We start from the raw sequence: 12,875 nt of genomic DNA on the forward strand, positions 1-12,875 counted from the left end.
CCGCCGCTTTTGGCGGCGGTCGCGCCTTACCGCGCGGTCAGATCATCCGCTGCTGGCCGTAGGCCTGAAGGTTACCGATGACCTGGGGTATGACGCCGATCAGCTGGCGGGTGATGTCGGCGACATCTTGCTGCGTCAGTTGTCGCTGCTGGCCAAAGCCCGTCGGACCGCCGAATGCCGCCTGGAACTGCGGCGCGCCGAACTGCGTACCCCACATCTGCGCTGGCTGAGTCTGTGTGGGATAGCCGGGACCGAATTGACCGAGGCCTCCGAATTGACCCTGACCGGGACCGCCGTGCATGGCCGAATGCTGCATTTGGGGCTGGCTTTGCAGCATTCCCATGATTTGCGGCACGATCGGCAGGATCTGCCGCACCACCTCGCTCACGTCTTGCGGACTGAGCTGCCGCGGCGCCTGGCCGTAAGCCGCATAGCCCATTCCTGCGAATGGAGTTTGCGCTTGCGCGAGAATTTGAGGCAGCGCCGGTACCAATTGCCGCACGACCTCATTCACGTCCTGTGGCGAAAGCTGGCGCTGTTGTCCGCCCCAGGGCTGCTGCTGAGGCTGCTGCTGACCCCAGCCCGTTTGCCCGCCCCAGCCGGGGCCATATCCAAACGCGCCAAAGGTCGGCTGACCGCCGAACTGTCCGTATTGCTGTCCATAGGCCGCCTGGCCCAATCCAAGACCGCCTCCTCCATACTGTTGGCCGCCTTGCGAACCGAATGCTCCCGATCCCCATTGTTGCGGACCGAATTGGCCGAACGGCGAACCATGCGCGAGGTTCTGTTGCAGGGTGTCGTAATAGGTCATCGCTTGGTCTCCTTGCGATGGTGGTGCCCTCAGCCCAAATCCTGCCGAGAATCCTGCAAAGGCCGGTCGCATGCGCGACCCCTTCGCTGGCAATAGCGGTCTGTCACGCCGGTGCGACGGCGTTGGAGCCTCAAGTTCGAATGCTTGGCACGGAAGTCTCGGCCGCAGGCAATGTCGCCCGCCTGGGAGGCGCGAGATGCGTCCCCTCAAGGTGACAAGCCGACGGTGAGATGTTTTAGAGCGGCAAAAYCATTGCCGTCGAAAAAGGTGGGAGCGGATTTTCCTCGCTGGCACGATGGCCAGCCATTTATCATTTATGTCTCACGTCCGCTCGAACGCTTGGCAATTACGCTGGTTTCTCCCCAGTGCTGCAATGAGCAGAGACGCGGAAAACGTACTCACGTCGAAATAGTTTCGCGAAAGCGCGGCGATATTTTGGCGGCGATCAAACTCCGCAGAAATTTCAAGCCGCGCGGATTCTTCGTCAGCACTCTTTGCCTGGTCAGCGAGCCTTCCGATGTGCGCAGATGCCCACTTGAGCGAGTGCTTAATAGGCGAGGTTGAGCAATGTGCCGACGCGCTCGGAGGTGGCGGGATGGCTGCGAAGCAAGCGCATCGGATCATACACGAATGCGGACGTGCGGCTTGGTGCGGAGCCGGTGTGATGGCGCTCCAGCTTGTCGAGTGCGGCGATCAGCGCTCGCGAGTCGCCGGTCAGTTCGAGCGCCGTTGCATCTGCATCCAGTTCGCGAACTCGCGACAGAGCAAGTCCAAGGAGCTGGCCGAGAGCTGGTGCTGCGCTCAGCAGCATCGCCAATGGCCGGCTTGATGTCATGCCACCGTGATGATGGCCGGTTCGCAGCAACGCGAGACCAGCGAGCGAGGTCCAATCGATCGCGCGTCGCAACGCTGTCGCCCAGCCCATCGTCCAGGCATCATTGTTGCGAATATGAGCGACTTCATGGGCCAATATGCCGGCAACCTCGTCGCGCGTCATGCCGCGTAGCAGGCCTTCGGTTAACACGATGGCACTGCGTTCCGGTCCGCCGAGCGCATAGGCATTCATGTCGCGCGGTGCCGGCAGACAATAGAGATCCGGTAATCGCACCAGCCCGGCCCTGCTGCAAACTTTTGTCAGAACGGCGAACAGGTCCGGCACCTCCGCAGGGGACAGCAGGCGGGCGCCGAACCAGCGATACACGTTCTCGCGCGAGATGACCGTTTCGTCGGGACGGGGCGTGCTTCCCAACAGCGCCCGCTGCATGCCCTCGGCTCCGCCGACGCTCCAGCCGCAGACGGCGAGCAGCAATGTCATGGCAAGGATCGCCAATTGAGATGATTGATGGTTCACAGTCTGATGGGCGTGCCGTCGATGCCGTAACCGCCACTGGTCTCTCGAGCTCGGCTCGATACGGCATCTTAGGAAGAGGCCTGCCTCTCCCGACGGCCAATGGATCTCCACGGCGACGGCAGGGCCGCACCTTAAAACGCGCAGCATCTCCCGCGGCGCATGGCGCACCAGAGCGAACGAAACGCTCGGCGTGAGGTCGGCAGCGACATCTTGGCCGTGCCGATCACCACGCAACGCCATCGGACTTACGCCAGCGTGAATCACCCTTGTCCCCTCGTGCGCGTTCAAAGCAAAAGTTACGGATCTCCCGATGCCATGTCATGCGAGTTTCATGCCGTGAACACAGGAAATCCCGGTGTCCACACGGGGGCATCCGATTCGCTTCGGTGTGAACCGTCTAGATGAGACCTCGGGAACCGGGTTCCATTCAAGCTAAACAATGGTTTGGTTCGATAACGCTTTATCGGCGCTCCACGTCGGGGACGACAGATGTGAGCGTCGGTTGCAGTCGTGACAACCAGGGACACTGCTTCTCAAATCGGCCGGAACTCGTCATTGTGCCGGTCCGAAACCAAGAGAAGTGGAGCAGCATCAATGTCGGACAAGGTCTCGCGTCGCCAGTTCGCGAAAATCGCGGGGCTGTCCGCAGCCGGAATGACAGGTCCGCTCGAGCTCGCGAACGCCAAGCCGGCGGCAGCGGCCTCGCGCGACAGCGGCTTTCCCGTCGGCTTTGTCTGGGGCACGGCGACCTCGTCCTATCAGGTCGAGGGCGCGATCAACGAGGACGGGCGAGGGGCCTCGATCTGGGACAGGTTCGTCCGCATTCCCGGCAAGATCGAGGACGGCTCGACCGGCGACCGCGCCAAACCACGCGAAGCGTCATGTCGGCGCTGCGCGGCAAGCTGCAAGGATCAGGAGATGCTGAAGAGTAGGCCCAATCTGGCGCGAGACCGTCCGTCCCTCACTCCACCTTCACCCGCTCGAGCGGCGCGGCCGCCACACTCGTCTGCCCCCGGCCTTTGGCCGGGCTCACGTGGTGTCGTCGCTGCACAAGATACTGATCGGCGAGCACGCCGATCAGAATCACCGCGCCCATCACTGCGAAGTTCAGAGAGCTCGGGATGCCGAGCAGATTGACCAGGTTTTGCAGCACTTGGAGCAGCACGGTGCCGAGCACGACGCCGATGATCGAGCCTTCGCCGCCGCGCAAGGAGCAGCCGCCGAGCACGGCCGCGGCGATGGCATAGAGCTCGTAGAAGGAGCCGTGCACGGCCGGCGAGATCGAGCGGGTGTACATCGCGAACAGGATGGCGGCAAACGCGGTCAGTCCGCCGCAGATGACATAGGCCGAAATCATCACGCGCTCCGAGCGGATGCCGGAATAGCGCGCCGCCTCCTCGTTCTTGCCGACCGCGTAGAGATATCGGCCGAACACCGAGCGGTGCAGCAGCACCCAGGCCACGCCGGCGACGATGACGAGCGCTATCACGCTGTGCGGCAGCGGAAAGCCCAGCACGTTGGTGCGGCCCGCGGTCAGCCATTCCAGGGTCGGGAAGCTGGCGCCGAAGCCGAAGCCCGCGGTCGCATCCTCGGTGTAGTAGCGCGCGGCACCCCGATAGATCAAAAGACCGCACAGCGTCACCACGAAGGGCTGGATGTGCATACGGGTGACCAGCGCACCGTGCACGAGGCCGATGACGAGGCCGCCTGCGATGACCGCGGCGACGGCGATGACCCAGTTGACGTCGTGATTGACGATGAGATCGATGAAGATAACGCCGAGCAGCGCGATCACCGATCCGACCGAGAGCTCGATCCCGCCGATGATGATGACGAAGGCCTCTGCGATCGAGAAGATGCCGAACATCCCGACCTGGTTCAAAGTATTGGAGAGATTGCCGACATAGAGGAAGCGCGGATTGATGAAGGCCACGACCGCTCCGACGACGAGGATCAGGACCAGAAGGCTCAGATCTTTCTTGTTCAAGGCACCCTCATCTCAACCGCGTGGCCGACGGCCAACTGGAGCACATTGTGTTCGCTGAACTGGCTGCGATCAAGGAAGCCCGAGATCGCGCCCTCGTGCATGACGGCGATCCGGTCGCTGACCCCGATCACCTCCTCCATGTCGCTCGAAATCATCAGGATCGCGACGCCGGCGTCGGCCAGACGGCGCAGCATCTCGTAGATCTCCTGCTTGGCGCCGACGTCGACGCCGCGCGTCGGCTCGTCGAAGATCAGGACCTTCGGACGCATCGACAGCCATTTGGCGAGCACGACCTTCTGCTGATTTCCGCCGGACAACGAGCCGACGGTGGTTCCGACGTCGGGCGCCCGGATCTTCAGCCGCTCGCGTTGCGTCCGCGCATTCTCGGTCTCCTGCGCGGTGTTGACCAGGAAGAAGCGCAGATAGGACGACAGGTCCGGCAACGAGATGTTTTCGGCGATGGATACGTCGAGCAAGAGCCCGCAGCCCTTGCGGTCCTCCGGGATCAGGTAGATGCCGTGGTCGATCGCCACGCGCGGGCTCGCGACCCGGATTGGGTCGCCTTCGAGCCTGATCACGCCGCCGCGCAAGGGATCGACACCAAAGATCACCCGCGCCAGCTCGGTGCGGCCGGAGCCGACCAGGCCTGCCAGCCCCAAGATCTCGCCGCGGCGAAGCGACAGGCTCACCGGGCGCTCCGGATAGGTGTCGGTGACGGCCCCGACTATGTCGAGCACAGCCTCGCCCGGCGGGGCGGCCGGCGGTACGTAGAGTGATTTAAGGTCGCGTCCGATCATCAGACGGATCATCGCCGCAGGAGATAGCTCGGCACGGGTCAGCGCACCGACCATGCGCCCGTCGCGCAGGACCACCGCGCGGTCGGCGCATTGCATCACCTCGTTGAGGCGGTGGGTGATGAAAATGATGCTGACCCCGTCGGCCTTGAGGCCGGCGATGACCCGCATCAGCCGGTCGGTCTCGGACAGCGTGAGGCTCGAGGTCGGCTCGTCCATGATGACAAGGCGCGCCTCGAGCGACAGTGCCTTCATGATCTCGACGAGCTGGCGCTGTGCCAGCGACAGATCGGCAAGCAGCGCGTCCGGTGCGAAATCAGTCCCCAGGCGGTCCAGCAGCGGCTGCGTCCTTGCGTAGAGCGCCTTGCGGTCGATCAGCCGCAGCGGCCCGCCATGCACGGGCTCGCGGCCGATGAACACGTTGCCGGCGACGTCGAGATTGTCGAAGAGATTGAGCTCCTGATGGACGAAGGCGATGCCCGCGGCGATCGCCTCAGCCACCGTGAGCGCGCTCCGCTCGGCGCCATCGACGCGGATCGTGCCGCCGCTCGGTTCGACGACGCCGCCGAGCACCCGCATCAAGGTGGACTTGCCGGCGCCATTTTCGCCGATCAGCGCGATCACCTCGCCCGGCGACACGGCAAGGCCGACGTGGTCGAGTGCGACCACGCCGGGATAGCTCTTGCTGATATCGACCAGTTCGAGAAACGGCTCAGGCATTGACGCTTGCGGGCAACGCCGCACGTCTCCTACTTCTTGAGCATCGTCTTCATCGAGGCCATGAAGTCGTCGACATTGGTTTTGTCGATGACCTTGCCGGGAACGATGATGATGCCGTTGGCGGGCACGCCGGACTTGTCGCCCTCGATGTACTTCGCCATCAGCTTCATGCCCTGATAGCCCCACTCGAATGGCTGCTGCACGACCGTGCCGGCGATGGCGCCTTCCTTGACGCCGCCGAGCGTGATCGGATCCTCGTCGAAGCCGATGATCTGGATCTTGTTGAGCTTGCCGGCCTCCTTCAGCACTTCGTAGATACGCGGCGTGTTGTAGGAGTAGAAGCCCACCATGCAGCTGATGTCCGGCATGGCGGCGAGGATGTCCTCGACGTTGCGCTTGGCGCGGGTCTGGTCGATCTCGTCGCCGCGGACGTCGACGAGCTCGACCTTGGAGCCCTTGATCGTCTCCTTGACGCCCTCGATGCGCTCGCGGGCATTGTCGGCGCCGGGAAGGCCGACGAAGCCGACGCACTTGCCGCCGTTCGGCAGCGCCTTGAGCATGAGCTTGCCGGCGTCCTTGCCGAGATCGACGTTGGAAGAGCCGATATAGGCGATGCGCTTCGAGTTCGGCGCGTCGCTGTCAGTGGTGAACAGCAACGCCTGCGAGGCGATCTTGTTGAGATGCTCGACCTGATTCTTCGGATCGACCGCGCTGACCATGATGCCGGCAGCGCCAGCCGCGACGAGGTCGTCCATCATGCGCTGCTGGACGGCAGCCGCCGCCTGCTCCGGATATTTGAGCTGGAGGTCGTAATTGGGCAGCTCGCCCTGGGCTTTCTTCACGCCGGCCTCGGCGATCTTCCAGAAGTCGGACGCGCCGTTGACGACGAAGGCCAGAACCTTCTTGTCCGCCGCGACGGCCGAGCCGGTACCCAGTGCAATTGCGAAAGCAACAGATACACCTGCAACCAAGAGTCGCTTCATTACCATCCTCCCTTAGGTGGCCGGCCCTTGATGCAGGCCAACTCTGCTTGAGCGCGAAATCGAGCGCATGCCCCCTCTCCACGGTGCACGCGGAACGGCCGCCATCCGCTTCTTTTGCGGCGGTGGCCCGTCAACGGGCAATCCGCGAGGTGAAATGAGGCGCGTACCTCAGCGTAGCAGAAGCCCACCACGCGTGCAAATTGAAGGCGAAATACGCGACGGGGGACCGCAGTGCTCGGCGCCGCACCGCCGACCATCGTGCAGGCAAGGGGCGCCGCCGCATATGGTTGCATCGCAATATTTGAAGTCAGGGAATTGTCAGGGAACCCTATTCTCGACGACCCGGCATGTCGCGACACCGGCAGCGCAATTCTGCATCCTCAAGCTTCGGCGCCGGCGCTTTTCAAACCGGTTGCGTGCCGTCATTGTGCCGCCGCATCAATCATCTCGGGGCAATATCAATGTCGGACAAGGTCTCGCGTCGCCAGTTTGCGAAAATCGCGGGGCTGTCCGCTGCCGGGGTAGCAAATCCCTTAGTCGCCGACGCCAAGCCGGCGGCTGCGGCCTCGCGCGACAGCGGCTTTCCTGCAGGCTTTGTCTGGGGCACGGCGACCTCGTCCTATCAGGTCGAGGGCGCGGTCAACGAGGACGGGCGAGGGGCCTCGATCTGGGACAGGTTCGTCCGCATCCCCGGCAAGATCGAGGACGGCTCGACCGGCGACCGCGCCAACGAGCACTATCACCGCTACAAGGAGGATATCGCGCTCATCAAGGAGCTCGGCTGCAAGGCCTACCGCTTCTCGATCGCCTGGCCGCGGGTGTTTCCCGACGGCGACGGCAAGCCGAATCCTGCGGGGCTCGACTTCTACAATCGCCTCGTCGACGAGCTTCTGAAGAACGGCATCGAGCCGTGGATGACGCTCTATCACTGGGACCTGCCGCAATCGCTCCAGGACCGATTTGGCGGCTGGCGCTCGACGGAGACCTGCAAGATCTTCGGCGACTATGCCGCCTATGTCGCCGAGCGTTTGACCGATCGCGTCAAGAATGTGTTCACGCTGAACGAGAGCGGCCGCTTCGTGCAGTTCGGCTATGGTATCGGCATCGATGCGCCCGGCGTGRCGCTGCCGCAAGCAGAGGTCAACCAGGTCAGGCACAACAGCGCGCTCGCGCACGGGCTTGCGGTGCAGGCGGTGCGCGCCCATGGCCGCCGCGGCACCAGGGTCGGGCCGGCCGAGAACATCGACGTCTGCGTTCCCGCGATCGATACGCCCGAGCACGTCCGCGCCGCCGAGATCGCGCTGCGCGAGATGAACGCCGGCTATCTCAACGTCATCATGACCGGCAGCTACACCGACGCGTTCCTGAAATACGCGGGCGCCAATGCGCCGAAATACACCGATGCCGAGCTGAAGATCATCTCCTCGCCGGTCGACTTCSTCGGCCYCAACATCTACGCRCCGCAGCACTATGTGGTGCCGTCCGACCAGGGCGCCGGCTTCATGCCGCTGCCGATCCCGAAATCCTTTCCGCACATGAACTCGGACTGGCTCCGCGTCGCGCCGGAGACGATCTACTGGGTGCCGAAGCTGGCGGCAAGGATCTGGAAGACGGATGCGATCTATATCAGCGAGAACGGCACCTCCGGCGAGGATGTGGTGACGCCCGACGGCAAGATCTACGACACCGACCGCATCATGTACCTGCGCAACTATCTCGCCCAGCTCCAGCGCGCCACCGCCGAAGGCGTGCCGGTGCGCGGCTATTTCCTCTGGAGCCTGATGGACAACTTCGAATGGGTGTTCGGGCTCAGCAAGCGCTTTGGGCTCTATCACGTCAATTTCGACACCCAGGTCCGCACGGCAAAGCTCAGCGCGAGCTACTACCGCAACGTGATCGCAAGGAACGCGGCGGGGGTGTGATTGCTCCCTCGTGTAGAGGTCGTCATGCCCGGGCTTGTCCCGCGCATCCACGTTCTTCGTGCCGTGCGGCGAGGCGTGGATGGCCGGGACAAGCCCGGCCATGACGTCGCAGAGGGTTTCGCGCAGCGGAAAATCCGGGTGAGGGGCGCAAAGGTCCCGCATTGACTCCACTCTTCCCGTTATTCAAAACCGTCCTCAACACTCATAACAAGAGGACAACGCCAATGGCTGACGCGCTGATCATCGATGCTTGCAGGACACCGCGGGGCGTCGGCAAGGCCGGCAAGGGAGCGCTCTCGGGCATTCATCCGCAGCAACTGGGCGCAACCGTGCTGCGCGCGCTCGCCGATCGCACCGGCATCAATACGGCCGACGTCGACGACATCGTCTGGGGCTGCAGCGCGCAGGTCGCCACCCAAAGCGGCGATCTCGGCCGCATGTCGGCGCTCGATGCCGGCTACGACGTGCGCGCCAGCGCGGTGACGCTCGATCGCTTCTGCGGAAGCGGCATCACCAGCGTCAACATGGCCGCAAGCTCGATCATGGCGGGCGCCGAAGACCTCGTCATCGCCGGCGGCTGCGAGATGATGTCGATGGAGGGCCGCCGCGGTGGCGGTCCGATGATGATGGACGGCGGCAATCTGCGCCTGCGCGCGCGGCATCCGCAGTCGCATCAGGGCGTCTGCGCCGATGCGATCGCGACCATGGAAGGCATCACGCGGCGGGACGTCGACGCGCTCGGGCTGGAGAGCCAGAAGCGCGCCGCGCATGCGATGGCGAACGGGCACTTCAAGAAGAGCCTCGTGCCTGTTCATCGCGAAGACGGCAGCCTTGCGCTCGACCACGAMGAGTATCCGCGGCCGCAGACCACGATGGAAGGCCTCAGCAGCCTGAAGCCGGCTTTCCCCGCCGTTGCCGACTATGCGCTCGACGACAAGGGCACCACCTATCGCGGCCTGATCCTGCAGAAATATCCGGACCTCGACATCGACTTCGTGCACCATGCCGGCAATTCGTCCGGCGTCGTCGACGGCGCCGCCGCGATCCTGCTGGCCTCGCCCGCCTACGCCAAGGCGCACGGCCTCAAGCCGCGCGCCCGCGTGGTGGCGATGGCCAACATGGGGGACTCGCCGACCTTGATGCTGAACGCGCCGGTGCCGGCGACGCGCAAGGTGCTGGCGAAGGCGGGGCTGACCATCGACGACATCGACCTGTTCGAGATCAACGAGGCCTTCGCGGTGGTGGCGGAGAAATACATCCGCGACCTCAAGCTCGACCGCGCCAAGGTCAACGTCAATGGCGGCTCGATCGCGCTCGGCCATCCCATCGGCGCGACCGGCTCGATCCTGATCGGCACCGTGCTCGACGAGCTCGAACGGCGCGACCTCAAGCGCGGTCTCGTCACCATGTGCGCCGCCGGCGGCATGGCGCCGGCCATCGTCATCGAGCGCATCTAGCCTTCTTTCTTCACCTCTCCCCGCTTGCGGGGAGAGGTCGGATCGCCTCGGCGATGCAATCTAGCCTTATTTTCTAGGGCGAAACGCGCTCCTCCTTGCACAAAGAGGCCGGTCGTCGCTTGTCGAAAGCAGCGAATCAGCTTTAGCAAGGCTGCGTGCGGGCCTTTGAAACAAGGTAAAATCCGCTGCCAGAGGCTCCTCCCGCTCCGGAAGTAGCTAAAAAGCAGGGTTTTTTGCCACAGAGGGCCAAAAAAGCCCGTAAAATCGCGACAAAACTGTGCAGAAGGCTCTAGGCCTTCGCCGGTTGGTCTAATATGCAACCGGCAACGAATCAGAGGAGACACGATGCCAGCCCAAATGTCCAAATCGCAGTTGATCGAAAAGATTGCGACCGCCACCGAGCTTTCCAAGCGCGACGTCAAGAGCGTCATGGAGACGCTGACCGACGTCGGTCACAAGGAGCTCAAGAAGAACGGCCTGTTCCTGGTGCCGGGCTTCGCCAAGTTCGTGGTCATCAAGAAGCCCGCGACCAAGGCGCGCAAGGGCACCAACCCGTTCACGGGTGAAGAGATGATGTTCAAGGCCAAGCCGGCCCGGAAGATCGTCCGCGCCCGCCCGGTCAAGGCTGCCAAGGACGCCGTGGCCTGATAAAGCAAAGGCCCCCTCGCAGGAGGGGGCCTTTTATGTTCGACGACCGCGAGGGCTGAAGCGGAGGGGTTCAGCTCTTGCGGCGCCTGACCCGGACCGGGACCGGCTGAAGCCGCGGCTCGGGTCCCGCGAGCGCATCGCGAATCCCGTCGATGGCGCGATCGAGCAGCTGGCGCAGCCGCTGCGTCTTGCGCGATCTCTTCGCTCTTTCCAGCAGTTTCTTCATCGCATTCACTCCGCCGCTTCGACCTTGGCCTCGGCCGGCTCGAGTGCTGCGGCGATGGCCTCGTCGACGCGCTCCAGCCAGATGAATTCGAGGTTGTCCCGCGCGCTCTTCGGGATGTCGTCGTAGTCCCGCTTGTTGCGCGCCGGCAGCATGACCCGCTTCAGTCCGGCGGCGGCCGCAGCCACCACCTTCTCCTTGATGCCGCCGACCGGCAGCACCAGGCCGCGCAGCGAGATCTCGCCGGTCATCGCGGTGTCGCTGCGCACCGTGCGGTTGGTGAGCAGGGACGTCAGCGCCGTGAACATCGCAACGCCCGCGCTCGGCCCGTCCTTCGGGGTTGCGCCCGCCGGAACGTGAACGTGGATGTCACTCTTCTCGAACAGCTGCGGATCGATGCCGAGCTGGCTGGCCTTGCTCTTCACCAGCGTCATCGCAGCCTGCACGCTCTCGCGCATGACGTCGCCGAGCTGGCCGGTCAGGATCATCCCGCCGCGGCCCGGCACGCGCGAGGCCTCGATGAACAGGATGTCGCCGCCGACCGGCGTCCAGGCAAGGCCGGTGGCCACGCCCGGAATGCTGGTGCGCTGCGCGATCTCGCCTTCGAAGCGCGGCTGGCCGAGCACGGTGGCGATGTCCTTCGGGCTCACCACGACCTTGGCAGCCGTGCCTTCGGCGACCTGCACCGCGGCATGGCGGAACACCTTGCCGATCTCGCGCTCAAGATTGCGCACGCCGGCCTCGCGGGTGTAGCCCTTGACGACCAGCTTCAGCGCCTCCGGTTCGATCTCGGCCTGCTCGGCCGTCAGGCCGGTGGCCTCGAGCTGCCGCCGCACCAGATAGCGCCGCGCGATCTCCAGCTTCTCCTCCTCGGTGTAGCCGGCGAGGCTGATCAGCTCCATGCGATCCAGCAGCGGACCCGGAATCTGGTCCAGCATGTTGGCGGTCGCGATGAACACCACGCGCGACAGGTCGAAGGGCACGCCCAGGTAATTGTCCCGGAACGTCCCGTTCTGCTCGGGGTCGAGCACCTCCAGCATGGCAGCGGAAGGATCGCCCTGCACGCCACGGCCCATCTTGTCGATCTCGTCCAGCATCATGACGCAGTTCCGCGTGCCGGCCTTCTTGATGCCCTGGATGATGTTGCCGGGCAGCGCGCCGATATAGGTGCGCCGGTGGCCGCGGATCTCGGCCTCGTCATGCACGCCGCCGAGACTGACGCGCACGAAGGGGCGATCCATCGCGCGTGCGATGGACTGGCCGAGCGAGGTCTTGCCGACGCCGGGCGGGCCGACGAAGCACAGGATCGGCGCCTTGCCCTGCGGGGCGAGCTTGCGCACCGCCAGATATTCGATGATCCGGCTCTTGATCTTCTCCAGGCCGAAATGATCGGCATCCAGAATGCGGCGCGCTTCCTTGATGTCGATCGGCTTCTCCGCGGGCAGCGCCCAGGGCAGCTCGATCAGCCAGTCGAGGTAGGTGCGGACCATGCCGGCTTCGCCGGCAGCCTCCGGCATGCGCTCGTAGCGGCGCAGCTCCTTCTTGGCGTGCGCCTCCGCCTCCGGCGGCATGTTGGCCTTGGCGATGGCCGCCGTCAGCTCGGCGACCTCGGCCGCCTTGCCGTCGCCTTCGCCGAGCTGGCGCTGGATGGTCGCCATCTGCTCGCGCAGGATCGCCTCGCGCTGCCGCTCGTCGAAGCTGGCGCGGGTCTGCTGGCCGATCTCGTTGGAGATGCGCAGCACCTCCAGCCGCTCGGCCAGATGCTTCGACACCTTCTCGACCCGCAAGGCGAGATCGATGGTCTCCAGCACCTCCTGCTTGTCCTGCGGCTTGATGTCCATGAACGAGGTCGCGAGGTCGGCCAGCGCGCCGGGCGCGGTGGTGCCCTGGAACATCGCGGCGAGCTCGGGCGGCGCCTGCGGCAGCAGCTCGACCGCCTCGATGGCCTGGCGCTGCAGGTTCAGCGCACGCGCCTCGAT

Annotated in this window: 10 protein-coding genes and 1 pseudogene; 4 read left to right on the forward strand and 7 right to left on the reverse strand. The window is 64.5% G+C overall.

Annotation, left to right across the window (positions count from 1 at the left end; genetic code table 11):
* Positions 1-37: 37 nt before the first annotated feature.
* Both AC1D00_RS07985 and AC1D00_RS07990 read right to left on the reverse strand, forming a co-directional pair.
* A complete protein-coding gene (locus tag AC1D00_RS07985; RefSeq protein ID WP_404558184.1) occupies positions 38-811 on the reverse strand; it encodes a hypothetical protein in 774 nt (257 codons plus the stop codon).
* Between the two features lie 547 nt (positions 812-1,358).
* On the reverse strand, positions 1,359-2,126 hold the full coding sequence (locus AC1D00_RS07990; RefSeq protein WP_477010282.1) for a M48 family metalloprotease: 768 nt from the start codon (positions 2,124-2,126) through the stop codon (positions 1,359-1,361).
* A gap of 630 nt (positions 2,127-2,756) precedes the next feature.
* Here AC1D00_RS07990 and AC1D00_RS07995 point away from each other — a divergent pair.
* Positions 2,757-3,026: pseudogene (locus tag AC1D00_RS07995) on the forward strand (family 1 glycosylhydrolase); the annotation flags it as partial.
* A gap of 97 nt (positions 3,027-3,123) precedes the next feature.
* On the opposite strand, the gene AC1D00_RS08000 reads toward AC1D00_RS07995, so the two are convergent.
* Genes AC1D00_RS08000 through AC1D00_RS08010 form a run of 3 tightly spaced genes read right to left on the reverse strand, consistent with a single transcriptional unit; the run spans position 3,124 to position 6,646 of the window.
* The gene (locus tag AC1D00_RS08000; RefSeq protein ID WP_135176666.1) at positions 3,124-4,149 is read right to left on the reverse strand and encodes an ABC transporter permease; all 1,026 of its coding nucleotides are present in this window, start codon (positions 4,147-4,149) and stop codon (positions 3,124-3,126) included.
* The gene (locus tag AC1D00_RS08005; protein WP_477010283.1) at positions 4,146-5,663 is read right to left on the reverse strand and encodes a sugar ABC transporter ATP-binding protein; all 1,518 of its coding nucleotides are present in this window, start codon (positions 5,661-5,663) and stop codon (positions 4,146-4,148) included. The genes AC1D00_RS08000 and AC1D00_RS08005 overlap by 4 nt, the downstream gene beginning before the upstream one ends.
* Before the next feature lie 29 nt (positions 5,664-5,692).
* On the reverse strand, positions 5,693-6,646 hold the full coding sequence (locus tag AC1D00_RS08010; protein ID WP_404558180.1) for a sugar-binding protein: 954 nt from the start codon (positions 6,644-6,646) through the stop codon (positions 5,693-5,695).
* A gap of 461 nt (positions 6,647-7,107) precedes the next feature.
* Between AC1D00_RS08010 and AC1D00_RS08015 the strand changes: the two genes are divergently transcribed.
* The 3 genes from AC1D00_RS08015 (at position 7,108) to AC1D00_RS08025 (ending at position 10,673) form a co-directional block, all read left to right on the forward strand.
* Complete coding sequence (locus AC1D00_RS08015; RefSeq protein ID WP_477010284.1) at positions 7,108-8,568, forward strand: GH1 family beta-glucosidase; 1,461 nt, start codon at positions 7,108-7,110, stop codon at positions 8,566-8,568.
* A gap of 224 nt (positions 8,569-8,792) precedes the next feature.
* A complete protein-coding gene (locus AC1D00_RS08020; RefSeq protein WP_477010285.1) occupies positions 8,793-10,025 on the forward strand; it encodes an acetyl-CoA C-acetyltransferase in 1,233 nt (410 codons plus the stop codon).
* Positions 10,026-10,370: 345 nt separating this feature from the next.
* Positions 10,371-10,673: an HU family DNA-binding protein gene (locus AC1D00_RS08025; protein WP_008139488.1), complete on the forward strand. Its 303-nt coding sequence runs from the start codon at positions 10,371-10,373 to the stop codon at positions 10,671-10,673.
* 70 nt (positions 10,674-10,743) lie between these two features.
* Here AC1D00_RS08025 and AC1D00_RS08030 read toward each other — a convergent pair whose 3' ends face one another.
* Together AC1D00_RS08030 and lon are read right to left on the reverse strand one after the other, a co-directional pair.
* Positions 10,744-10,899, reverse strand: coding sequence for a hypothetical protein (locus tag AC1D00_RS08030; protein WP_404558177.1), 156 nt, complete (start codon positions 10,897-10,899; stop codon positions 10,744-10,746).
* A gap of 5 nt (positions 10,900-10,904) precedes the next feature.
* On the reverse strand, positions 10,905-12,875 hold a 1,971-nt coding region (gene lon / locus AC1D00_RS08035; RefSeq protein WP_477010286.1), incomplete at its 5' end, for an endopeptidase La.

The organism is Bradyrhizobium sp. P2_E8, from assembly GCF_056403875.1.

What these genes read in the sequence shown, in the direction of transcription:
- AC1D00_RS07985 (WP_404558184.1), bottom strand. Translation starts at nt 811, where the DNA reads ATGACCTATTACGACACCCTGCAACAGAACCTCGCGCATGGTTCGCCG.
- AC1D00_RS07990 (WP_477010282.1), bottom strand. Translation starts at nt 2,126, where the DNA reads ATGACATTGCTGCTCGCCGTCTGCGGCTGGAGCGTCGGCGGAGCCGAG.
- AC1D00_RS08005 (WP_477010283.1), bottom strand. Translation starts at nt 5,663, where the DNA reads ATGCCTGAGCCGTTTCTCGAACTGGTCGATATCAGCAAGAGCTATCCC.
- AC1D00_RS08010 (WP_404558180.1), bottom strand. Translation starts at nt 6,646, where the DNA reads ATGAAGCGACTCTTGGTTGCAGGTGTATCTGTTGCTTTCGCAATTGCA.
- AC1D00_RS08025 (WP_008139488.1), top strand. Translation starts at nt 10,371, where the DNA reads ATGCCAGCCCAAATGTCCAAATCGCAGTTGATCGAAAAGATTGCGACC.
- AC1D00_RS08030 (WP_404558177.1), bottom strand. Translation starts at nt 10,899, where the DNA reads ATGAAGAAACTGCTGGAAAGAGCGAAGAGATCGCGCAAGACGCAGCGG.